At 45.6% G+C, this 23513-nt stretch carries 28 protein-coding genes and 1 riboswitch; of the genes, 6 read left to right on the top strand and 22 right to left on the bottom strand.

The genetic code is table 11. The features are described from left to right. Nucleotides 1-76: 76 nt before the first annotated feature. The 3 genes from KE627_RS02825 to KE627_RS02835 form a co-directional block, all read right to left on the bottom strand. Entirely contained in the window at nt 77-1561 is a 1485-nt protein-coding gene (locus KE627_RS02825; protein ID WP_056938802.1) for an amino acid permease, read from the bottom strand. Between the two features lie 95 nt (nt 1562-1656). Continuing rightward, nucleotides 1657-1828, bottom strand: a riboswitch (Lysine riboswitch). A gap of 84 nt (nt 1829-1912) precedes the next feature. Further along, nucleotides 1913-2422 (bottom strand): GNAT family N-acetyltransferase, encoded by a 510-nt coding sequence (locus KE627_RS02830; protein ID WP_013728518.1) that lies wholly within the window; start codon nt 2420-2422, stop codon nt 1913-1915. Nucleotides 2423-2472: 50 nt separating this feature from the next. Further along, nucleotides 2473-3162, bottom strand: a complete 690-nt coding sequence (locus tag KE627_RS02835) for a phosphatase PAP2 family protein (protein WP_013728519.1) — start codon at nt 3160-3162, stop codon at nt 2473-2475. A 159-nt stretch (nt 3163-3321) separates the two neighbouring features. Here KE627_RS02835 and KE627_RS02840 point away from each other — a divergent pair, with 159 nt between their 5' ends. Continuing rightward, the gene (locus KE627_RS02840) at nt 3322-4158 is read left to right on the top strand and encodes a sulfite exporter TauE/SafE family protein (protein WP_013728520.1); all 837 of its coding nucleotides are present in this window, start codon (nt 3322-3324) and stop codon (nt 4156-4158) included. A 1-nt stretch (nt 4159) separates the two neighbouring features. Next, nucleotides 4160-4540: a DUF1634 domain-containing protein gene (locus tag KE627_RS02845; RefSeq protein WP_013728521.1), complete on the top strand. Its 381-nt coding sequence runs from the start codon at nt 4160-4162 to the stop codon at nt 4538-4540. 74 nt (nt 4541-4614) lie between these two features. On the opposite strand, the gene KE627_RS02850 is transcribed toward KE627_RS02845, so the two are convergent. The 18 genes from KE627_RS02850 to KE627_RS02935 form a co-directional block, all read right to left on the bottom strand. Beyond that, complete coding sequence (locus tag KE627_RS02850; RefSeq protein WP_056938801.1) at nt 4615-5505, bottom strand: DUF4097 family beta strand repeat-containing protein; 891 nt, start codon at nt 5503-5505, stop codon at nt 4615-4617. Further along, a complete protein-coding gene (locus KE627_RS02855) occupies nt 5502-6134 on the bottom strand; it encodes a DUF1700 domain-containing protein (RefSeq protein ID WP_056938800.1) in 633 nt (210 codons plus the stop codon). Before KE627_RS02855 ends, KE627_RS02850 begins: the two co-directional genes overlap by 4 nt. Further along, nucleotides 6127-6444 (bottom strand): PadR family transcriptional regulator, encoded by a 318-nt coding sequence (locus tag KE627_RS02860; protein ID WP_013728524.1) that lies wholly within the window; start codon nt 6442-6444, stop codon nt 6127-6129. The genes KE627_RS02855 and KE627_RS02860 overlap by 8 nt, the downstream gene beginning before the upstream one ends. A gap of 104 nt (nt 6445-6548) precedes the next feature. Continuing rightward, entirely contained in the window at nt 6549-7004 is a 456-nt protein-coding gene (locus KE627_RS02865; protein ID WP_013728525.1) for a threonine/serine exporter family protein, read from the bottom strand. A gap of 9 nt (nt 7005-7013) precedes the next feature. Then, on the bottom strand, nt 7014-7784 hold the full coding sequence (locus tag KE627_RS02870) for a threonine/serine exporter family protein (RefSeq protein ID WP_013728526.1): 771 nt from the start codon (nt 7782-7784) through the stop codon (nt 7014-7016). 5 nt (nt 7785-7789) lie between these two features. Next, the gene (locus KE627_RS02875; protein WP_014940349.1) at nt 7790-8437 is read right to left on the bottom strand and encodes a metal-dependent transcriptional regulator; all 648 of its coding nucleotides are present in this window, start codon (nt 8435-8437) and stop codon (nt 7790-7792) included. 22 nt (nt 8438-8459) lie between these two features. After that, nucleotides 8460-9371, bottom strand: coding sequence for a cation diffusion facilitator family transporter (locus KE627_RS02880; RefSeq protein WP_013728528.1), 912 nt, complete (start codon nt 9369-9371; stop codon nt 8460-8462). A gap of 313 nt (nt 9372-9684) precedes the next feature. Then, the gene (locus tag KE627_RS02885) at nt 9685-10305 is read right to left on the bottom strand and encodes an FMN-dependent NADH-azoreductase (RefSeq protein ID WP_013728529.1); all 621 of its coding nucleotides are present in this window, start codon (nt 10303-10305) and stop codon (nt 9685-9687) included. 530 nt (nt 10306-10835) lie between these two features. Beyond that, nucleotides 10836-11057 (bottom strand): MerR family transcriptional regulator, encoded by a 222-nt coding sequence (locus KE627_RS02890; RefSeq protein WP_013728530.1) that lies wholly within the window; start codon nt 11055-11057, stop codon nt 10836-10838. A 77-nt stretch (nt 11058-11134) separates the two neighbouring features. Next, nucleotides 11135-11530 (bottom strand): hypothetical protein, encoded by a 396-nt coding sequence (locus tag KE627_RS02895; protein WP_013728531.1) that lies wholly within the window; start codon nt 11528-11530, stop codon nt 11135-11137. 99 nt (nt 11531-11629) lie between these two features. Beyond that, complete coding sequence (locus KE627_RS02900) at nt 11630-12163, bottom strand: DUF3278 domain-containing protein (RefSeq protein WP_013728532.1); 534 nt, start codon at nt 12161-12163, stop codon at nt 11630-11632. Then, on the bottom strand, nt 12163-12687 hold the full coding sequence (locus KE627_RS02905) for a DUF3278 domain-containing protein (RefSeq protein WP_013728533.1): 525 nt from the start codon (nt 12685-12687) through the stop codon (nt 12163-12165). The genes KE627_RS02900 and KE627_RS02905 overlap by 1 nt, the downstream gene beginning before the upstream one ends. A gap of 10 nt (nt 12688-12697) precedes the next feature. Next, nucleotides 12698-13180, bottom strand: coding sequence for a DUF3278 domain-containing protein (locus KE627_RS02910; protein WP_013728534.1), 483 nt, complete (start codon nt 13178-13180; stop codon nt 12698-12700). An 11-nt stretch (nt 13181-13191) separates the two neighbouring features. Continuing rightward, the gene (locus tag KE627_RS02915) at nt 13192-13392 is read right to left on the bottom strand and encodes a helix-turn-helix transcriptional regulator (RefSeq protein WP_013728535.1); all 201 of its coding nucleotides are present in this window, start codon (nt 13390-13392) and stop codon (nt 13192-13194) included. 427 nt (nt 13393-13819) lie between these two features. Beyond that, a complete protein-coding gene (locus KE627_RS02920) occupies nt 13820-14410 on the bottom strand; it encodes a GNAT family N-acetyltransferase (protein ID WP_013728536.1) in 591 nt (196 codons plus the stop codon). A gap of 88 nt (nt 14411-14498) precedes the next feature. Further along, nucleotides 14499-15290 (bottom strand): DUF1003 domain-containing protein, encoded by a 792-nt coding sequence (locus KE627_RS02925; protein WP_056938799.1) that lies wholly within the window; start codon nt 15288-15290, stop codon nt 14499-14501. A 129-nt stretch (nt 15291-15419) separates the two neighbouring features. After that, nucleotides 15420-15596 (bottom strand): hypothetical protein, encoded by a 177-nt coding sequence (locus KE627_RS02930; RefSeq protein WP_013728538.1) that lies wholly within the window; start codon nt 15594-15596, stop codon nt 15420-15422. Between the two features lie 159 nt (nt 15597-15755). Continuing rightward, a complete protein-coding gene (locus KE627_RS02935; protein WP_013728539.1) occupies nt 15756-16634 on the bottom strand; it encodes an RluA family pseudouridine synthase in 879 nt (292 codons plus the stop codon). A gap of 207 nt (nt 16635-16841) precedes the next feature. Here KE627_RS02935 and KE627_RS02940 point away from each other — a divergent pair, with 207 nt between their 5' ends. The 4 genes from KE627_RS02940 to KE627_RS02955 all read left to right on the top strand — a co-directional run bounded on the left by KE627_RS02940 (nt 16842) and on the right by KE627_RS02955 (nt 22915). Continuing rightward, on the top strand, nt 16842-18200 hold the full coding sequence (locus tag KE627_RS02940; RefSeq protein WP_056938798.1) for an FAD-dependent oxidoreductase: 1359 nt from the start codon (nt 16842-16844) through the stop codon (nt 18198-18200). 208 nt (nt 18201-18408) lie between these two features. Continuing rightward, nucleotides 18409-18735 (top strand): heavy metal-binding domain-containing protein, encoded by a 327-nt coding sequence (locus tag KE627_RS02945; protein WP_013728541.1) that lies wholly within the window; start codon nt 18409-18411, stop codon nt 18733-18735. A gap of 561 nt (nt 18736-19296) precedes the next feature. After that, nucleotides 19297-21402 carry a hypothetical protein gene (locus KE627_RS02950; protein ID WP_056938797.1) on the top strand — a complete coding sequence of 702 codons (2106 nt, stop codon included), beginning with the start codon at nt 19297-19299 and terminating at the stop codon, nt 21400-21402. 28 nt (nt 21403-21430) lie between these two features. Beyond that, the gene (locus tag KE627_RS02955; protein WP_056938796.1) at nt 21431-22915 is read left to right on the top strand and encodes a hypothetical protein; all 1485 of its coding nucleotides are present in this window, start codon (nt 21431-21433) and stop codon (nt 22913-22915) included. A gap of 46 nt (nt 22916-22961) precedes the next feature. On the opposite strand, the gene KE627_RS02960 is transcribed toward KE627_RS02955, so the two are convergent. Further along, nucleotides 22962-23456, bottom strand: a complete 495-nt coding sequence (locus KE627_RS02960) for a hypothetical protein (RefSeq protein ID WP_225424196.1) — start codon at nt 23454-23456, stop codon at nt 22962-22964. Nucleotides 23457-23513 lie beyond the last annotated feature (57 nt).

The raw sequence follows: 23513 nt of genomic DNA on the forward strand, positions 1-23513 counted from the left end.
AATATCAAGTTTTAGGCCGATAAAATAATAAAAATCGGCCCATCCAAGACGGATAGACCAATTCATTATTAATATATTACTTGTTGTTCAATTTTGAAAGATCCTCGTCTCTATGGGCCGGGGGAACGTCAACCTGATCCAGCGGAATGATTTTCGTATGGTGCTTGAGCTTATACCAAATGTACAAAATCAATACCAACGGCACGCTAATGTAAGTGACCAGAATCTGCTTCCAGTCAAAGCTTGCAAAGGCCTGCGGATTTTGACCGACAATTACCAGAATACACAAAATCAGGCACAATACAGGACCGAACGGGAAGAGCTTGGCATGATACTTGAGTTCGCTGAGGTCATGGCCCTGGCGAATGAACGCCCGTCTGAATCGGTAATGTGAAATGGCGATTCCAAACCATGCAATAAAGCCGGTTAACCCGGAAGCTGCCACCAGCCACATATAGATTTGGGGCCCGGCAATACTGGAAATAAAGGTCAATAGCGAAACAAAAGTCGTTGCCAATAATGAATAATATGGAATCCCATTGGCAGCCGTTTTACCCAGGGATTTTGGCGCATATCCGCTGTTAGACAGTGAATACAGCATCCGGGTAGAGGCGTACATACCGGAGTTCGCCGATGAAATAACGGAGGTCAAAATAACGGCGTTCATGACACTGGCAGCAGCGGCCAAACCAGCCCGCTGGAAAACCAATGTAAATGGACTGATCGCAATGTCAGTGGCACTTGATCCCAGCAGTGAATGGCTGGTGTAAGGAATAATGGCGGCGATGACGAAAATTGTCAAAATGTAGAACAAAATAATCCGCCAGAACACTTCATTAATTGCCTTTGGCACACTGTGTTGGGGATCTTGGGACTCGCCGGCAGTGATGCCAACCAGCTCAGTTCCTTGAAATGAGAACCCGGCGACCACGAAGACACTCAGGATTGCCGGAAAACCGCCGACAAATGGTGCCTGCTTAATAGAAAAGTTACGCATGCCGACAAAATGGCCGCCCATGATTCCAAAGATCGTCAAGGCACCCACTACCAGGAAAATAATAATCGTGACCACTTTAATGGCGGACATCCAGAACTCGGTTTCACCGAAGGTACTGACTGACATGGCATTAATCAGGAAAATAATCACTAAGGCAATTGCACTCCAAATCCAGGCAGGCACATTTGGCAGCCAGAATTTCATAACCAAAGCGGCGGTACTAATATCAACAGCCACCGTAATCGCCCAGTTAAACCAGTAATTCCAGCCCATGGCAAATCCCAAGGCTGGGTCAACGTATTTGGATGAGTATGCGGCAAACGAGCCGGAAATCGGCATATTAGTGGCCATTTCTCCCAGACTGGTCATCAGGAAATAGACCATCATCCCCATCAGGACGTATGCCGTTAAAGCACCACCAGGGCCGGCTTGGCTGATAGCTGAACCACTGGCCACGAACAGCCCGGTTCCAATACAGCCACCCAAAGCAATCATTGACACGTGACGGGCTTTTAGGCCCCGCTTGACTTGTCCGTTGGCTTCTTGGCTCTCATTATCGTTCATCTTTTCGTCTCCTATATCCAATAATTTCAAAATCTCGCTAAATCTACAAAAAAATCCCTTTCAAAATATTGAAAGAGACAGTTTGCGTTTCTCAACATCTTGATAGCTCTCCGCGATTTCCGCGACAGTCCCCAGCTTCTTAAACTGGGCCCCAACAACCAACTGGAAGGCAGCTGATCGTTTCGGCACTCATCCCTTTTTACTTCAGTCATAACTTCCTTCAAGTTCCTGAAATATACTCTTGATGAATGCGCCTCTACTCGATTAGATTGATTAATTTAGTTGTTAATAACTTCGACAATCAAAATTGTAACTCACTTGGGTTGAATTGACAAACCAGAAAGACTTTTCTCAATGCAACGCCAGCTGATAAATGGTCTTTTCTTTGCCGACAAGCGGATCAATCAGTGTGGTCTTCACTTGAAACCCGACCTTCTTTAAGACACCCATAGAGGCTTGATTATCGCTGAACACCTCTGCATTCAACGTCTCAATCGTTGGGTTAACAGCGAGTTCCTGAATTAATTTAGTAAGGGCTTCAGACATGATCCCTTGACGCCACAGTTCCGGGTGAAGAAAATAACTCAGTTCCAAATTGGCAGGATCGGGTTGGTGATCAAAACCAACTTGTTCATATAAAAGAATTGCCCCGACCAGCCGATCGTGGATCCGGATGCCAAAGGAGTTAGGCGTTGTAATCTGTCTTTTGGCCACTGCCCCCAGCATTTGTTGATTACTGACCAGATTAAAACCGGCGCCGGCGGCAATTTCTGGGATGCTGATTAATTTTTCGTAAGCCGTTAAGTCAGCCAGCGTTAATTCAGTCAGTTGAAGTCGGTTGGTCTCAATCGGTAAATCCATGGCGATCTCCTTTCAAAAAAATGCCCAGGAAAAATCCTCGGCATTTTCAATCAGATTTTAGTGTGAACCACAAACCGGTAGCGGGCAACCTGGGGCGCGTAACTGGCATAAAGCATTTCAGCTACCAACAGCCAGGAATAGCCAACCAGGCAGGCTCCCACCGTATCCGTTGGGTAATGGGCGTTCAAGTAGACCCGGGAAAGCATCACCAACGCCAAGACGATGACGAGCAGTACTTTCATCACCACTCGAATGGACGCCCGCTCAATCAACGGCAGGACGATGATCCATAACACCCCGGCAACCAGGAAAAATCCCAGGACGTGACCACTTGGAAAACTGTAGCCATTATCGACACCCAGATGCAGCGGCGGTCGATGCCGTCTAACCAGTTGTTTGACGACTGCGCCAATCACGTCGCCGCCGACTATCGTCCCTAATGCCCAAAGTGCGGGAACTTTGTACTTAAATCCCCAAAGGAAAAAGGCGATGATGAACACCCAGAAAATGTCCATTTTCGGGCTGGCCAGAAATGTGATTACTGAGTAGAAATGTTCCAGTCCCGGTGTCGGCGCGGATCCTTGAATGGCCGTTGTAAAAATTGAATCTAAAAATTGCAAATAATCAAAATTAAACGCTACCGAAATTGACAGCAAGGTCGTAAAACACAAACTCACAATCAGCTTGACCAACCGGTTTGGATCGCGTTCCATCAGCATGTAATCTTCGTTTCCGTACATTAGTTCAACAACCCTCTCGTATGTATTACTCAAAAATGAGTATATCACAAATCGAAAACCCGGTTTCTGGTTTCTGAAAATTCTTAGCTATCTTTTAATTATTTACAGAAAGTGTATAATCTTGTGAGTTAGAGATCACATTTAAAAGGAGTGAAAGACTTGATAAACTATGCTTTATTGATGATTGCCATTGGCGTGTTCGCCGGGTTTGCCGGTGCCATCCTCGGCCTGGGTGGTGGAATCATCTTAACGCCGATTTTGACATTGTTGATGGGTGTCGACATTAAATACGCAATCGGAGCCAGTATCATTGCCGTGATTGCCACCAGTTCCGGAGCAACGATTGCCTATCTCCGTGACAAAGTGCTCAATTTGCGGGTCGCGATGTTTTTGGAAATTGCCACCACTTTAGGGGCATTGAGCGGCGCCTTGTTGACCGGTGTGATTGATCCGAAATATTTGTACATACTATTTGGATTATTGCTATTATTCTCAGGCTACAATATGATTCGCAAATTAATCAGTCACCAGGAAGTCCTTCATCGGGCTCATCCCGATCAATTATCGTCCAAATTCAAGCTGGACAGCAGCTACTTCGATAATGTTGAAGGCAAAACGATCAACTACCAAGTTGAACACATTCCCGGCGGCTTGGCAGTCATGTACGGTGCCGGCATTGCCAGTGGGCTGCTTGGAATCGGCTCGGGTGCTTTCAAAGTGATGGCAATGGACACCGTTATGAAGATGCCGCTCAAGCCATCGACTTCCACTAGTAATTTAATGATGGGTGTTACCGCGGCTGCCAGTGCCACTGTCTATTTCTTCAACGGCTCGATCAAACCAATGATTGCCGTTCCTTTGGCACTGGGAATCTTGGTCGGCGCCCGCGGTGGTTCACGAATCATGCGGGATATGTCAGCGCGGACGATTCGAATGATTTTCGTTCCGATCTTGTTTTATATCGGTATCGAAATGTTTATGAAGGGGATCAGATAAGATGGACAAAAATACCAGAGAACAAATGACTGAAGAAATGGCCGACGTCCAATTGATTATCGGCAAGATTCTTCGGTTGGGGGTCATGATTTCTGCAACCGTGATGATCATTGGCTTGGTGCTTTTAATTGTCAAAGGCAACGGCGGCTATCCTCACAATGCCTTTCCCACCGACTTTACCCAAATTTGGGCGGGAATTGCCGAACTCAAGCCGTACGCCATCATGATGCTGGGAATTTTCCTATTGATTTTGACACCGGTATTGCGGGTGGTCGTTTCAATTTATTCCTTCTATCGCGAAGGTGACAGCTTGTACGTTTGGATCACCACAATTGTGCTGGTGATTTTAGGAATTAGTTTTGTGTTTGGAATTTTAAGATAATCAATTAACAATCAAGAGGCGCCGGTAAGGGAACATTCCCTTTGCCGGCGCCTCTTTTGAGTTGATTAACATTTTTAACTCTGGTGAATCGTGACATCGCCAACGTCGCTGGTAAATCTGTAAGTCACCGGATTTTTGGCATTGCTGTCAATCTTCTTGTTGTGTGAGCTGCCAAACAATGATGCATCGCCAACATCGGCACTCACTGAAATCTGCGTTCGCTTGTTCTTAACCACATGTCCTGAAATATCGCCAACGTCGCTGTGGGCGGTAAAAGACTTGCCGACTTTTTGGGAATTGAAATTAATATCCCCGGCACCGGTTTCAACGGCCATTGAGTCGAATTTATTGGACGTCAGATCGACATCGCCGGCACCAACATCAAGATGTGCGCTGGGAAAAGTGCTGGTTGTTAAATTCACATCACCGGTATTCTCCAAGTCCAAGTTTTCAGTGGTCGTCACGTGATTCAAATTAACATCGCCGACCCCAGACGAAGTGATCGTCTTGATGGTCATATTCTTGATAGTAATTGAGTTGGCAACATCACTGTTGATCGTACCGACCTTCATGCTTCTTGGAACGGTGATGATGGTCTTGCCAAAGGCCTGGCGCGCTCGGCGAAAATCACCAAAGAAGATGATACCATGGTGCTTACGTGGACTTTTTAAATTGAAATGAAGGGTATTGCCTGATTGCGTGATCTTGGTAGCACTTGGATAAGTAACCTCGATTTTAGAAACGTTACCCTTCTTAATTTGCACCGGACTGGCCGTTGACAAAGAAAAGTTTTTCACGCCGGAAAATTTGGCACTGGTTTGGTGTGACTTAACCGGCGTGGACTGATCAGTTGTGAACCCGTGATCCCAATAGACCGTGCGGGCACCACCATTGCCTAGGCCGAGCGCCAACAGAACGGTTCCAACCAAGGTCACAGTTAATCCCACGATGACAGTTTTTTTCATTTTTGGTCACCCTTTCCTTTTCGTTCAGCCCGGTTCTTCGGGACAATCTTGTTATAAATCCATTTCGAAAATAACGTGATACCACGAATCAGACCGTTGATGACGGCTTTGAAGACCGGCACCAGCATAATCATGACCCCAATGACCATCAGACCCATTCCCAAATAGAAAATGCCCGTCCAAAACGAACTAAACAGGGTGCCCAATCCGACGACAAACCCGGTAATACCAACCACGACCACCGCAAAGAAGATCGCCAAAACGGCAATAATCAGTGAACCCGAAACTGCGATTCCGGCAAAAATCACCCCTGCAAGCGCAAGTGCCAGCGGAATTGTCACTGGAGTCGAAAGCAATGCTAAAATAATCAGCCAAATGGTTTTAACATCATTTTTCGGTTGTTGCTGTCGAGACTGCTGAGACATCGGTGCGTCCAGTGTCCGAATGGAATAATCTGCCAACACCTTCCGAGCCAATTGATGAGGCGTTCCCAACTCCCTGATGCAATCGTCGTAACTCGCATAGCCGCCGTCTTGAAGATATTCACGGTAGAAATCGACTGCTTCATCCCGCTCTTCAGGACTCAATTGTCCCAGCAGTGCCTGAAACTCTTCAATGTAATCATTCATTCTGATCATCTCCTAACATGTTATCAATCCCTTGCTTAAATTCCTGCCACTCCTGCTGAATAATGCCAAACTGTCGTTTTCCTTCCGGCGTAATTTTATAATACCGTCGGTTGCGACCCTGATATGGCTCATCATAAGTTGTCAACAGATCGTTCTTCTTCAACCGTCTTAAAACCGGGTACATCGTCGACTCCGAAACAGAAATCGACTCTTGGACCTTCTGGGTTAACGCGTAGCCGTAATAATCCTGACCATTCAGAATTCCCAGCACACATCCATCCAACAATTCCGAACTTATTTGGATCGCCATATTGCCACCTCCATAGTATTATACGCGGTATAATATTATCCAAGACAAATAATACGCCTCTAACCAGGAATGTCAAACAATTTATGGCAGAAAAAAAGGATGGGTTATTTATCCCATCCTTTAGACACATATTTAATCTTAATTCGAATTTTGTTAATCAACTCGGCCACGATAAACCCCAAGGCAATCGATCCGGCAATCCAGACGACCTCTGAAAGATAATTAAAGGCCACCTGATAATCACCTAATGCAAAGTTTTTAATCGTGTTATACGCCTGACCCCCAGGCACCAATGGAACCAAGCCAGGGACGTCAAATAAGATACTCGGCATTTTTTTGAGGTGGGCAATCACCACGGACACCAAACCAATCGTCAAGCCGCCAAAAAAATTAGCAGCTCCCAATCCACCCCAGGTATTCATGACGCCATAGTACACCAGCCAACTCAAAGTGGCGGTGATCCCGGCGACATTCAAAGCCCGGTGTGGCAGGTTGACGATTAGGCCAAAGCCAATGCCTGAAAAGTAAACACAAATACATTTAATAATAAACAGACTCATAAGCATCCCTCAAAAGAAGTGCAGCGCGATTGCCACACCAAACCCAAGCGCACAGGCACTAATCAGGGCTTCAATCCCCCGTGCCGGACCACTAATTAAGTTGCCGGACAACGCATCTCGAACCGCGTTGGTCAAGGGAATTCCCGGCACCAGTGGCATCATCCCGCCAATGATAATATCATCGGCTTTGACGCCGATCCCATTTTTCACAGCGATCAGAGCTAGTGCACCCACGACAACTGCGGCCAGGAACTCACTTAAGAACCGTATTTGAATATAAATATTCAAAAAATAGTAAACTGCCCAGCCGAACATGCCGACAATAAACGTGATCCAAAAATCCGGCAGATTGTTTTGAAACACCACGACCAAGGTGCCGCTCACTAGCCCAGCGCCCAAGGTCTGCAACCAGAGCGGGAAAGTTGCTACCAAGTCATCAATGTGGACTAAATCGTCACGAAACTCATAGATATCAATCTTTTTGGCAGCGTAGGCCCTGGACAATTCATTGACCTTGGCTACTTTTTCCATGTCAAAAGCCCGTTTGTCAATCGAACCGACTTCGGCGCCAACTTCCTTAACGCCGCCTGACATGATAATCCCGGTCAAAGTCGCGTAGACTTGGGCATCCTTTAACCCGGCATTCTTGGCGATTCGCATAATTGTGTCGTTGACCCGGGACATTTCTGAGCCGGATTCAATCATGATCCGTCCAGCCAGCACACAGGTGTTCAAGACTAAATGATCATAATTCTCCTGCCGAGTTGCAGTATCGGCCATTTCAATCACCTCACGAAAACATAATGAGCCGTTTTAAAGCCAATCACCAATTTTTTCTTATCCGTCACATTCTTGACGGTTACCGACCCTTCGAAGGGATCGTGAGAAATAATTTTCAACTTATCGCCAATATCGAGCTTAATATCGCCCAGCAACGTTAATAAGTCATGATTGTCAATAAATCGGTTAACGATGACTTCTTCACCGTCTTTTGCATCAGTGAGCAGTTTATCATGATCGGGGTGATAATTACCATTCCGATCTGGAATGACGCCGCCATGGGGACAACGCTTGGGATTGCCCAAAAAGTCATCCAGGTGGTCAATCATCTTGTCGGACGTGACGTGCTCCAACAGTTCAGCTTCATCATGAACGTCGGAAATGTCATAGTGCAGCGTGTTCACCAGGAAAGTTTCCCAAATGCGATGCTTGCGCACGAGTTCTTCGGCATAACGCTTACCCTTTTGAGTCAATTGAACACCGGAATACGGTTGGTGGGTGACCAATTTTTCAGCCATCATCTTATTCACCATTTCGGTCACTGACCCGGCAGCGATGTTTAAACTGAGAGCGATCTGCTTGTTGCTGACCAAATCATCAGTTCCGCCAAGTTCAAATATTATTTTTAAATAGTCCTCTTTCATTGGGGTCATTTAACTCAAAATCTCCTATACTTTATGGAATATCATTACCACGGTCATAAATGATGTCTTCGTGCTCACCACGGGTCGTTTCTGCTTGAATCGTCACGTGACACATGTGGTACTTGTCCTTCAATACCTTGCTGATTTCTGAATAAATCGGCTCAGCCTCACTCAACTTCATATCATGCATATTAACGTGGGCGGAAAAGATCACGTTGTTTTCATCAATTGACCATGCATGAACGTGATGGACACTGAAGACACCGTCGATTTGCAACAGATCTTTTTTAATCTGATCGTAATCCAGGCTCGGTGCCCCCTGCATCAAAATTCGGCAGGTTTGGCGAATAATCGGGATCGACTCATAGAAAATATACACGGCAACCAACACGGTGACAATTGGGTCAACCAATGTCCAATTATAAAGATCGATTAAAATTCCACCAATAATAATCGCCACAGACGACAGTGCATCACTCAAGATGTGCAGGTAGGTTGCTTTCATGTTAAGACTGCTTTTGGAACCCGAGTTCAGCAGAAAGGCCGACAGCAAGTTAGCTGCCAAACCAATAACCGCAATGGTCAGCATTAAATTACCGTTGATCGGTTCGGGTTTGCTGATCCGTTTGAGTGCTTCAATAATCAGAATTACACAAATCAAAGCCAAGGCAATTGAATTTAAGAATGCGGCAATAATCTCAGCTCGTTTATAGCCAAAAGTATTGCGCCCGTTTTGCCGCCGTTTGCTGATTCGACTAGCCGCGTAACTGAAAACAATTGAAACCGAATCCCCAGCGTTATGAAAAGCATCAGAAATCAGTGACAAACTTCCTGACAGCGCCCCGCCGATGAACTCGGCAATGGTAATAACAACATTTAGCACGGTCACCCAGAAAAACTTGGCACCGGCTAATTCTTCGTGATTATGATTTTTTTCAGCCATCCATTAATCACTCCAATCTACTATCATTATTGCATTAGTTCATGAAAATTTCCATAACACGTGAACAATCCTTTTAGGGATACCAGAAAATCGCTCTACTAAGCCGTTGAAAATGGCCCGACAGCAATCGAAAGCTAAGCCATTCCTGCAGAAAACCTGTCTCGGTTTCCGTCCCGAGTTTTCCTGTTATTTTGATTAAACCTGCGAAAGAGGACAGCAATCAAAAGCTAAGCCATTCCTGCCGAAAACCTGACTCGGTTTCCGTCCGGAATGGCTTAGCTTTTGATTGCTAAACGTCCTCTTTCGCACTCTATTAAAATTTATCCGCCAACCTCCTGGACTCAATTTCCGCATCCGCGACGATTTGTTCTGCTTGATCCGGGAAATGATCCATTCCTTCAACACTTAATTTAGTCACTGACTGAACGCCGACAAAATTCAAAATTCCCTTAACATACTGAGTCCCAAAATCCTGGTTATTGTACTTGCCGCCGGCCGCCTGGATATGGAAGGCTTTTTTGCCGCTGGTCAACGGGACTGCAGTTCCCGTATCAGTATATTTAAACGTCTTCCCGGCGACATTGATCGTGTCGATCCACGCCTTTAATTTAGTTGGGACCATTAAATTAATCAAGGGATTTGCGATAACCACTTTATCAGCTGCCAAAAACTGGTCAGTTGAGGTATTAAATTCAGCGAGCTTCACTTGTTGGATCGACGTTAAGTCGCTAAACTGTCTGCCAGCTTCAAGTTCATCCCACGCAGAAAAAATATCGCCGTCAATTTCTTGAAAATCAACTTTGTACAAATCCAATTTTTCGATAACATCATTTGGATGGACCTTCACATACTCATCCATAAACGCGTTCAACACTTTCAATGTCCGCGACTTTGGGCTTTCGGGACGGGCAATCACCACTAGTACTTTTGCCATTATTCAAGACCTCTTTTACGATTCAATCGGGTTGTCAACTCCGATAATATAGCATGATTTCGTGGGAATGACAACGCTTTCATTTTCTAGTAAAACATGGTCGCTGTTTTGGTGGGGACTGCTTTGCTTCTCTCTAGCCAAAATGTGCTCCTTGGGGCAATGATGGGGACCTAAGCCACCTTCTGGCAAAGCCTGACTCGGCTTCACCCGAGGGTGCTTATAATCTTATTGCTAAACGCCCCTTGTCGCACTCTTAAAAAAGGGCCCAGTGCACTCTGCACTGGACCCTCCTGCGGGGAATCGGCCACTCTAATGGTTTTAATCAAATATCACTTCGTTCATATTCGAATACTGATCCGGTTTATAACCGAATACTCAAAGTGCTTTTATTCGCACGATGGAACTCTTTTGTCACATTACTTGTGCAATCTAACAGTTATACAAACGATCATCTAATTAATGACTTAAAGAGTGCCGATACCCCACGTGTTTAGAATATCATTCAATTCTTGGTTTAACAATAACTTTGTCTAGATCTTACAACGTTTAATCAGTTGTTTGACGTCTTCTACCGACGAGCCATTTTCAATAAAACAGTTGACCATTTCCATCCAGTACATATCGGTGTCGTCAAATTCTGCACCGACTGCCACTTGAGGCTTGCTTGGAACCAGGCCGTTTTTGATATAATCATCAATCACGTCAGGACTGACGTTAAATTTGGCTGCCGTTTCATTCAATGTCAATTTCATAACCGTTACTCCCAAATTTCGTTAAAATTCAAATCAAATGATAGTCTAACAGCTTACCGACAAAATGCAACAGCGAATTATTCGACCATCCGCCAATTGCCCTCATCGGCTTTCGAAATTTGATCTAAGAAGTGCAGAATCGACGCTGCCAAGTCCTTGTCATGCTGAACCAGCATATTGAGCGCCTCACCGGTAATAATCGGATTACTCAACGAAAATTGCTCGCCTTTTTTCTCACCGGTAGAGAATGCCAACACCGTGTTGCCATCATCAATTTCAGTAATAATGAAGAACATACTGAAATCATCGTCATCTTTCATATAGGCAGGCATCGCCCAAATCCCATCACTAATTTCAACCAATTCTTCATTGTTGAATCGGTAATCCCGGTGATTCTGTTCATTGACTGGCTTATCCAGCACAAACATCATTTTGTCAAAAACCGGGTTGCCAAGCTTAATATTATCTTCCATCGAATTCCCCTTTGCATTCATCATAATTCAATCACGCAAAAATCATTCTACTGATAATTACCGGTTCATGCAAGTTCAATGAAAAAGCCAGTCGATGAATTATTCTTTATAGACCTTGGTGGTGAGAATTTCATAAATCGCCATCGTCGCTCCAAAAAATAGCCCGCTTCTGACGTTTGGCCAAATCACTCCCATGTTTTCGACACTATTGAGTGGACTGGTGCCGTCAAAGTACCAATCCATTAAAATATCTGCCATCAACATAATTACCATGAAGTATATTCCAAAACCAATTCCTTTCAGAACCGCTTTTTTGATGATCTCCTGCCGACTGGTCGCTTGAATCTCACGCGTCACAATGTGTGCCCGGGTAGTCGCAATTAAGATATAAATGTTTACCACGAAGCCAACCATCACAATGTTAATCATGACCAGACCCATCAGTGCTTCTTCTGGGTGCTTTTGACCCACAAAAATGGCGACAATGCTCGAAACCAATAGGTAGACTGCCAAAATCATATAAGCGTTGGTGCCAATCCTGCCGATTTGTTGGTGCTTGTACTCGTCGAATGGTCGTTTGACCCCAAACCAATGCATCAATAATCTTGATCCAAAACTTTCTTTAGCTTTCATTATTTTCTCCTCTTGACATCAGATTCCACCACAACGATATGGTTGATTGCTTCTCGGGCCTCCCAGACACAAGCGACCACCAAGAATAAGAAGGCAAAGACTCCTGGGAAGGGCCGATCAGCCGGACTGACGTTCATCCAGACAGCAAATAGGACCACCCCGCCGAGAAAACCAACCCAGACGCTGCCCATGACCGCATCTTCAACCGCGTCATCATACTGGTTGGCAATCACCTTGCGGATATCCAAACCCAGGTCAGCTGCCCGCCGTCGAATATAAAGGCCGGAGCCGCCCACGCCAATCAATAGACTTAAATAGACAAACAGCATCCAAGATTCGCTATTGGGGGTATTCTTTACGAACAGTAAAACACCACCGTTGAAAACCAATATGTATAACCACATGAATAAAAACGCCTTGGAGATGACGGCATTCATTTGTTGCCGGGCGTCTTTGTCTAACACCCCGCGAATGTGAAAAAAGTATCGGAATAATTTTGTGGAAATCGTATCGTCTTGTCGCATGATTTTCCTCCTATTCAACTTTGACAATGTGGGCAATCTCTCGATGAGTATCAGATGTCCAAGAAATCAAAACAATGAATATCGCAAAGCCAATGCTAACGATCGAGAAAAAACCGTTAAATTGAGCAAACATCAAATACGTAACCAATCCATAACTGATGCCAAACCATGCGCCATGGATCACGGCTTTATGAACTGCCTTTAGATACTCTTTAGTTGAGACTTCTTGATAATTCAGTTTTAATTCTGAAACTTTATGCGTGACGTAAAGTCCTACGCCACCCCATACAATAAACATATTGAACAGAATAAAGCCATTGATCATTGACCCGGTCTTAATGGCCTGTGGGAGAAGCAGAAAAACGGCATTAGCAATCCCTGTATACATCCACAAAAACATAAAGGCGTTTGTGGCGACCTTGCCGATTTCTCGAGCATTATGCTCATCCAATACGCCGCGAATACTGAAAAAGTATCGCATGATTTTAATCAAGAAACCCTCTTTCATGAATTTTCATCTACCTTCCAAAATAGTGTGTTTAAATCCGTCCCCAATTCTTCCGCCAAGCTGATACACAATTTTAACGACGGATTGTACTTATCATTTTCAATCAAATTGATGGTTTGCCTGGCCACCCCGACTTTTTCAGCCAAGGCAAATTGGGAAATGCCTACCTGCTTTCGATATTCCCGGACTCTGTTCAAATTAACCCGCCTCCCCTGGCTGCTTTGTCACATATATGTGTCATCAATAATATAATGCTACTGGCAGATAATGTCAACTATATATGACAAAAAAGAGTGGGACGCGAGGCGTTTTGATCCCAGAATTTAAGCAAAGAAACGAGTTATTCCTGTCTTGGAATGACTCGTTTCTTTGCTTAAATGGCTGGGATCAGCCGATAGTTCCACGTTTAAACTAGATAACAGTGGAACGCAAGAGAGGCCAAGACACAACTTCCAATTAGTTGTGCCCCAGCCTCTCCTTGAGTATTCTTACTTTTATTTAGCTGAATCGTGGAAAAATGAGCAGCTTCCGGGCATATAAGGGGGGCAAACAAATATCCAAGCCCTGGATATTTGTTTGCCCCCCTTATATTCTGGAAGCTAGACGCTCATTTTTCCACACTATTTATACATACAACAAACTCCGCTGCTTGGCGGTCTTTTGCATATGATCGTACAAGTGGTCACCAATCATCTGAGTACCCACCGTCTTAAATCCTTTTCGTTCATACAATTTCTTTGCTTGGGGATTTTCAAAATCCACATTCAAGCCAATCACCGACTTACCATCATTTAAAGCCATTCGTGGCACTGCAGCCAATAATTTACTACCAATTCCATGGCCCTGCCAATTAGGATCAACGGCGATGGAATCCAAGTACCATTCGTCAGAATTGGTCTCGGAATCAGGGATATACGGCTCTTTAAAATCAGCACTCTTTTTCGATAAATTGATCAGAACCTTATTAATAGCGTCCTCATTTTCGCTGGGGTAGCCAAAGACGACCCCAACAACTTGGCCATTGGCCTCGGCCACCACGGTGGATGCCTTACTGGACAGATACGTGTCTGTCTGGTAAGCCCTCGTGATGACCTTGGCTAATCCAGGTTCGGGAACGTCTTCTAATTCATCAAGTTCCATCTCATCAAAAATAATATCAATTAACGGGGCTATCTGGCCGGCGTCATCTTGCTGTGCTTCTCTAACGGTTATCAAAAAAATCCTCCTAAGTAAATGAACATTCAGTATGTGTTACATCATATATTACTGAAGTTTTCATTTATTGTCAAAATTGAGGATGAAACTACTGATCATTTTCAGAATGGTTTTCATGACCCTGCTGATCATTTTCATTCAGATTACTCTTGGGGTTGCCAAACTGGTTTCGTTGAATCATGTCCAATTCAGTGCGGATTTGGCCAAGAATTTCAATTTCCAATTTCTGGATTTCCAAAGAATGTGGTAATTGATTTTGGGTTAAATTATCCAATTTTGCATGTAAGATTCGCAGTTCATGTTCAGATTTCTGGTTAACGTGATAATCATTTTCAGAGCTCATCCGATCACGGTCGGCAGCCCGGTTCTGGCTCATCATGATAATTGGTGCCTGAATGGCGGCAATACAGCTTAACGCCAAGTTTAAGAGAATAAATGGATAAGGATCAAAGTGCATGCCAAACAACTGCAGGCCATTGATACACATCCAAGCAATTAACACAAACGTAAAAACGCCAATGAAACCCCAACTACCACCGAAGCGGGCAACGGCATCGGAGACTTTCTGACCAAACGTTAAACTCTTGGCCAAATTATCATTGACGTCAATAATATCGTAATCATCACTCTGCATCGCCTTGGTCAGTCGACGATTAATCTTTTTAGTCTGCTTGACGTCGGCATTCACCATCCCATCGACGCGCATTAATTGGTACTTCAGTAAGTCATGGTCACAAATAAAATCGGTAACCTTGGCTTTCGGATAATCCCCCTTGATCAAATTTCTGGTTGCCGGCTCCAAATCCTTTAGGTATCGACCATCGATCAACATATGCTCCCGGTGGTCGATAAAGCAAATCGCTGTTTTAGCTTCTGGCATGTTCTCAATCCCTCCCTAATGTATGTATGCAAAAAAAAGAATGTCTCACCGATTATTATATCAGTAAGCCATTCTTTTCAAATCATTTAATAGTCGTCTAAAACTAGCGCCTAACCAAAGCGTGAAACATTATGCCTTAATTAAATCTGATTTTGCTTTCAACAAAGCGGCCTTCAAAGCACGGATGTGCTCGCGGGTTTGCTTGTCTTCCTCTGCCGCCTTCATCCATGATAATACAGACAAGTTAGTTTCCATCTCAGCAATAATTTTTTGAACCGTCTGATCCGATTCACCATTGGTAGACATATCTAGTCTCCTCCTTAAGTTGATACCCATACTATACCAGAAGTATGTGAAAATACAACGGAAATGAACCCGCTTTCATCGAATTCTAATTTGAAATTAACGCAAGCCGATCAACCATTGGTCTTGCAATGTTCATTTGTGCACAATATGAGTAGACCTCTAATGAAGAAGTGCTGAAATGTCTTGTGGGAGTTGAGATTTAAAGCTTAACGCCCTGTTGGAAAATGGATCTTCAAAATTGAGCTGGGTGGCATGGAGTGCCTGACGACCAATTCCCAATTCCATTGGGCCGTGATACAGGGCATCCCCAAGTAACGGATGATCAATCGAAGCGAAGTGGACTCGAATTTGGTGGGTTCGGCCGGTATGCAGGACCACATCAACCAATGTCCGATCCTCGTACGCCTGGTCAACCCAGTATTCCGTTTGTGCCGGCTTGCCATCAGCGGTAATCCGTTGACCGTATCCGGTGGGGTCTTTAGCAATCGGCCGGTCGATGAAACCGTGTTTCTGCAATCCAACCCCTGCCACCACAGCCTGATACTGCTTGTGGAGCGTTTTGGCCGCCAACATCTCATTGGCTAAGCTGTTGGCCAGCCGATGCTTGGCAATTAACACCAGGCCGCTGGTAAATCGATCCAGCCGCGTAATAATATGGGGGACCAAGTCTTCGGCGCCATTCTCAACCAGGTGGCCCTTGACTCGATTCACCAGGGTATCATCGCGGTTCGCCGGTCCCGGCACCACCGTTAGGCCAGCCGGTTTATCGACAATCAGCCAGTTGTCGTCTTCATAGATAACTGAAATTGGTTGCCTGCTGACGGCAACGTTTGGATCGCTTGCCTCAGCAGGAAAATCAACCGTTACCTGATCACCGGCTCGCAGAACAACTGTTGCATCAACTTTTCGCCCACCTACTCGAAATTGACCACCATCAGTTTTAGCGCTCTTGTACATCCGGTGGCTGATGCCCTTGGTATTCAAAAATTTTTTCAACGATTGTGGGTCATTGTCTGTCACTGTCCAAGAAAATTTCAAAATGGCCTCCAAAAAAATATTTTTATATTGTGTACAACTATTTTGTTTACGTTATAAATCCCGCCCTAACAGCAATCCCAGCATGTGAACCACATTGCATAACAGAAAAAGGCTTTTGTCAAGGTCTTGACATCGCTTGCGCAACTTGTAATATGTAAGTACAAGCAAACGCTTGTGAATCTTTTATAAAACGAAGGAGAAGTTAATATGAAAGTTGCAGTTATTGGTTGTACTCACGCAGGAACCTTTGCCATCAAAACAATTTTAGCAGAACACCCAGACGCAGAGGTCACCGTTTACGAAAAGAATGATAACATTTCGTTTCTTTCATGCGGAATCGCTTTATATCTCGGGGGACATGTAAAGGATCCGCAAGGCTTGTTCTATTCTAGCCCAGACGAACTTAAAAAACTAGGCGCCAGCGTTAAGATGAATCACGAAGTTACCAACGTTGACCCCGCCTCCAAAACCATTGAAGTAACCGACCTTAAAAATGATCAATCATTTGAAGACACTTACGACAAATTAGTTGTCACTACCGGTTCATGGCCAGTTATTCCACCAATCAAAGGCGTTGACAACAAAAATGTTTACCTTTGCAAGAACTGGAATCACGCCAAAGAACTCTTTGAAACTGCACCCGAAAAGAAACGCATTACCATCGTTGGTGCCGGCTACATCGGTGCCGAATTAGCCGAAGCTTACAACACCAAAGGACATGAAGTAACCTTACTGGATGGTGCCGACCGCATCATGAGCAAGTATTTTGACAAAGAATTCACCGACGTTGTTGAAAAAGACTTCACCGACCACGGCGTCACCCTTGGCTTGGATCAGCAAGTCACAGAAATTTCCGGTGACGACACCGTTACCATCAAAACTACCAAAGGAACTTACGAAACCGATTTAGTTGTTCTCTGCGTCGGCTTCCGTCCCAACACTGGTCTATTCAAAGGCAAGTTGGCAATGACCGACAACGGTGCGTTGATTACCAACGAATACATGCAGACTTCAGATCCTGATATTTACGGTGCCGGCGATAGTGTTGCCGTTCACTACAACCCAACTCACGGCTTGGCCTATATTCCACTGGCAACCAATGCCGTTCGTCAAGGAATCTTAGTCGGCAAGAACATTGAAAAGCCAACAGTTAAGTACATGGGAACCCAATCTTCATCAGGTCTGAAGTTATACGACAAGACCATCGTTTCCACCGGCTTGACCATGGCTGCGGCAAAGGCACAAAATATCAACGCCAGCGAGGTGATCATCACCGATAACTACCGGCCAGAGTTCATGCCAACCACTGAACCTGTTTTGATGTCATTGGTTTATGATCCAGAAACCCGTCGAATTCTTGGTGGTTCATTACTAAGTACCTACGATGTTTCCCAATCAGCTAATACCCTGTCGGTATGTATCCAAAATGAAAACACGATCGACGATTTGGCAATGGTTGATATGCTGTTCCAACCACAATTTGACCGCCCATTCAATTACTTGAACATTTTGGCACAAGCCGCCCAAGAGCAAGCTGCCAAGCTTACCAAGGCCACTTCAAAATAACGGTTACATTTTAGCTTTGTAAATAAGTCTGAACCACGTTATAATATTTACTGCATGGTGATGACGATCTTTCTAAACCACATTTAGCGTCTCACAAATGCATCCCGTCTGACTTCGGTCGGGCGGGTTTTCTTATATCATGCTTGTGCTATCAATAATTCAGGCTATACTTATGGCAGATTCAGACAGGAAATTGGAGGTATGAATAATGGCAGAAGACCATTTTATCATTTCAACAACTGAAAACATCCCCGGAAAAGAATACGAAGTGATCGGTGAAGTCTTTGGCTTAACCACCCAGTCCAAAAACGTCGTTCGAAACATCGGTGCCGGATTGAAAAACATTGTCGGCGGCGAAATCAAAGATTACACCAAGATGTTAGATGAAGCCCGCAACATTTCCGTTGACCGGCTAAAACAAAACGCCATTAAAATGGGCGCCGACGCGGTCGTGATGATGCGCTTTGATTCCGGATCGATTGGTGCGGATATGCAGTCAGTCGCTGCTTATGGGACTGCGGTTAAGTATAAGTAATCCGCCGGTTTTATTTGGAGGCCTGAAGGTAGTGATACCTTTGGGCCTTTTTTCTGTGGATCTTTTGATGGTTAAAAGCAGAACCTTTTGCCCTCCCTCCTCCAGCCAAAAGCCTGACTCGGCTTTCGTCGCTCTTCTGTTACTTAGCTGAAACGTGCTTCGGGGGACAGCAAAAGGATTTTAAGCCCCTCCAGCCAAAAGCCTGACTCGGCTTTCGTCGCTTTTCTGTTACTTAGCTGAAACGTGCTTCGGGGGACAGCAGGGAGAACCTAAGTCGCACCACCCGAAAGCCTGACTCGGCTTTCGTCGCTCTTCTGCTACTTAGCTGAAACGTGCTTCGGGGGACAGCGATTGGATTCTAAGCCCCTCCAGCCAAAAGCCTGACTCGGCTTTCGTCCGGAGGGGCTTAGAATCCAATCGCTAAACGTCCCCCTTCGCACTCTTTGTAAAATTCACGTAACCAACACGTAAAAGTTTAACCAACTTCAATTCAAATCCCCTCTTTCACGATACTATGAAATTGCAGAAACAAAATCTTAAGAATTCATGGAGATGAAATTGATGATTGTTAAGTTGAAAAGTTCTATCTTTATCTCAGCCGTTGCGCTGGGGATTCTCGGCGTCAGTTGCGTTGCTCCCAGCGCCCACGCCAGCGCCCCCAAAGCACTTACGGCTGAACATCCGTTAACCGGAAGTCCTGCCAACCATAACGTAACCTTTACCGGGACGTCTGCGCTTTACTCCAAACCACCCGTTGGCAAAGGTGCCCACGTTGTTGCCGGCAAGGCGACTTTAAAGCAATTAGCCTCGTCTAAATCTTCTGCTGACAATTTTGCGGCTGATCGTCAGGCCACTGCCAAAAATGGTGCCGTCTACTACAAAGTGACTTCCTTTGACGGCCAATACCATGGCTGGATTTACGGTGGCAAAAAAGCTGGTCAGTTTAGTGGCGGTCTGGAACCTTTCTGGACGTTCAACCAAACGACCCCACCGGCCAGTCTGGGTAAATACACCTTCAAAATTGCCGCTCCCGGGTTCCAAAACGATGGCAAAACCGTTACATACAAAGCACCCATCAACACGACCTACCAAGCTGGCAAACAGATTGGCGACTCCGTTAGATATGCCAATACCACGTTTAAGATTGACGGCATGGGCACCCGGGCTCGCGAAGGCGATGTTTGGGTTCACATCAGTGCGCTGAATTCTGCCGACGCCAAAGCAAATGGCTGGATTCTTTACAAAGGCCTGCGTCAAGCAGAATCCCCCATTCCAAATAATGCCTTGCGAATCGACCTGGTTGACAGCAATGGTAGTTTGATCCGCTACATCAATTACACCAGCGCCAACGCCCAATACGACCAACCACTGGGTATCCCATACGAAACTTCCTGGACGCTCGGCAACGACGATCTCGCCAACATTCAAGTTGCCGTTCGCCAAGCACTCCAAGGGACCGGCTACAACCTGGACACGATTTCTGCCAACCAGGCCGGCTTTCTTGCCCAGGCTAAATTTGGTCACCGGGCCTCACTGACCGTTAAGAATGCCGATCCCATTCCCGGAAACGCCATCCGCATCAATCTGGTCAACGATGCCAACGCAGTGATCGATACTGTCGACTACACCCCAACAGGCGCCCAACCCGGCCAATTACTGGGGACCAGTTCAAACGGAACGACCTCATTAAATGATACTGATCGAAAGGCAATCCAGTCCGCCATTTCCACAGCCTTAAAGGATTCTGGGTACCAATTGACCGACTTGTCAGCAGATCAAATCTCAGACTTGGCCAAAACCAAGTTTGGCGGGGCCGTTTACCTGAAAGCCAACAGCTCCGATACATCAATCGCCGATAACGCAGTTCGCATCAATTTTGTTGACCCAAGTAACGGGAAAGTCATCAAATCGATTGACTATGTCAACACCGATGCGGATGATCCGGCCAAGAAAGGCACCACTTTAGGCACTCAAAAATCCGGCAAGTGGCTGCTTGGCGATAGTGACGTTGTCGAAATCAATGCCCTGGCCGCCTCGTCGTTGTCCGGAACCGGTTATCTGTTGAACCAGGAACACCTTTCCGATGACCAGCAGAGCACTTTGGCCAAAGCCAAGTTTGGCAGTTCCGTTTCGATCAATGTCGGCAAGGCCAACAACTCAACTCACTTTAATTTATACGCTGCCAGTTCTTCAGGAGACAGCGCCAACGCTCAACAGCTGACCCCAACCGGATTGACGTACGTGAACAACAGCTGGGAATTTCCAGATGTCGGCGGCAGCAGTCAGCCAACTTACAGCCAGTTAAGTGCGGCTGACATTGCCGGTTTGTCAGCCACCAATCTGGCTAACTTCAAACAGGCACTGGCAAAATACAGTTCTGATTCGCTGGCAGCGATCAATAACAGTTTTAAATCAGCTGCCGAGATGCAGTACGTCGATAATGGCCAAACTGCCAGTTTGAACCAGGCAGACCTGGATTCTGCCAAAAGCAATTTGAAGAACAGCAGTTGGTCAACGCTTCAATCGCCAAAATATCCGGTCTTTAGAAAAGACGACAACGGGTCGATTAACATTGCTTGGCAAACCATTACCTACCACGCCAAATCGGTCAAACAAAATGCGGATGACCAATCCCTCAGCCTGACCTACACATTCGACGCGCAATAATCATTTATTTAGAAAAGGACGAGATAAGATGAATAAACCTTTAAGAACGATCTTCACGTTTGCCTTGGCATTTACCGCCGCGGGTGTTCTCGCAGCCTCGACCAACGCCCAAGCCGACATCATCGACGTTCCCGGTGCGGTCAAATCAATTCCCCAAGTCAACGCCGGCAATGTCCTCACCAACTATGATTCAAGTGATCTGAAAAATATTGATAACACTTCGCCGATCGGGAACATGGATCGCAAATATAACCAGGGCACCATCGATCCAACTCAGGACAACGCCGGCGACACCTTTGCGACCACTGACGCGACGACAACGACCGCTAATTCGTTTAAAACTCAGTGGTTCCTCCCCGACGGTTTCAATGTAACCGACTACCAACACGGTAACTTCCAAAGCGTCGCACTGGACGACTCTGGGAACGTGTACTTTGTCGAATCTAACGGCAGTGATACCAACTTGGGCGTGATCATCAAATTTGATACCAATAAGCTCAAACAACTGGGGCTGGAAAATGACCCAATGGCCCTATGGAACGCCTTTAACTACTTCAATCCGTATACTGAAGACGGCGTCACCCACAACAACCAGTACGATGATCTGTATGAGTCGATGAAAGATACCTTTAAAACTGTCAAGTCACTTACCAGCAAGGAAGCCACCGTTAAGGCAGCAATGAATGACCTGGCAAACGCCAAGCGGACGACCCAGGCGAAATATCGAAAGGCCAGCAGCACGACTAAGAAGCATTTAGCCGCGAGTCTAAAAGCAAATGCCAAAAAGATGGCCGCTGACAGGACCAAATTAACCGCGTTGCAAAAACAAATTGCGCACGGCCAGTCACAGATCGCCAAAATCAAGGCGAAAAATCCTGAATTATTCAAGAACATTGAAATTGCCGAAACCGCTCAGCTCAGTCCACAAGTCGATATTGGCCACGGCCAAACATTGACCTTCAACCCACAAAACAAGCATTTGTACCTGGTTGAAGATAATACGTTGACCGATCTGCGCAACCGGGATGAAAACAACACCGTCCTGGAAATGGATCCCAATACCATGGAGCCGATCAGACAATACAATTTCAAAATGTTCCAGGGAACCAAAGGCAACCTCCAGCTGCACACGTTAGTCTTTGATAAGAACGGTAACGCTTATTGGGGTCGAAAGAACGGCATGGGCTACATGTTCTTCTATGGTCGACTCGACGAAAACAGTGTCAAATTCGCCGCTGCCCCTGAAAAATTAAAGACCCGCGGTGGCTCGCCTAATCAAGGGGTCGCTTTCAACAATGTCAATAATCGCATTTATGTGGTTTCTGACGATGTCTTGACCTCCGTTCCGGTTGATAAACTGACTGCAGGCACCGCAACCCCGGATGACGTCAACTACTCGGTTTTCCAATCCAAACGTGAATGGGAATGCCTGGCATTTGACTCCCAAGGCTACGGCCACCTTCTCGCTCTGTGGCCGGCGGAATTGATGAAGAGTACCGCACCACTAAACTAAATTTGAATGGCACCTAAAAAGCCTGCAACTCAGTATGATGCTGAAGTTACAGGCTTTTCCTGTGCCTTGAACGTTTAATGAGTGCATAAATCAACCACAAAGGTCCGAAAAGCACAATGAGAAGATTCAAACACAAATTTTTAAAAATGTTAAAGCCAAAATCAGCCGCGCCCTTGTATGATTGGGTCTGAGTGTAGCGGAACTCCCAAGGGTTGACGGTGACGCCATTGGCCGACCAGGCACGGTTCTTATGATTGGCTTGAACGTCAGCATGATGCAGGCGGAGGGCTTTGTCTTTATAGGTTTCAAATTCAACCGATTCTTGGCTGAATGCCTGCCGCATCAGGATTCGAACCACCGGCAGAATCAGGAGCATATCTAACAAAAAGTACCAATCCCAAGCAGACAGGTTAAATGCCAACCGCAGACTGCCTTTGGTGGACCACTCAGGAAGCTGCAGCGCACCATCATAAAAATAAATCAGTAACAGCGCAACCAAGCCACCCAACAGAGACCACCCATAATTCAAGAAATGTCTCACGATTTTCAAGTTGATCCACCTCTCAACGGCAACAGAATATCTTAAAGATAACCGTTG

Source organism: Lentilactobacillus buchneri, from assembly GCF_018314255.1.
Classification (GTDB): Bacteria; Bacillota; Bacilli; order Lactobacillales; family Lactobacillaceae; genus Lentilactobacillus; species Lentilactobacillus buchneri.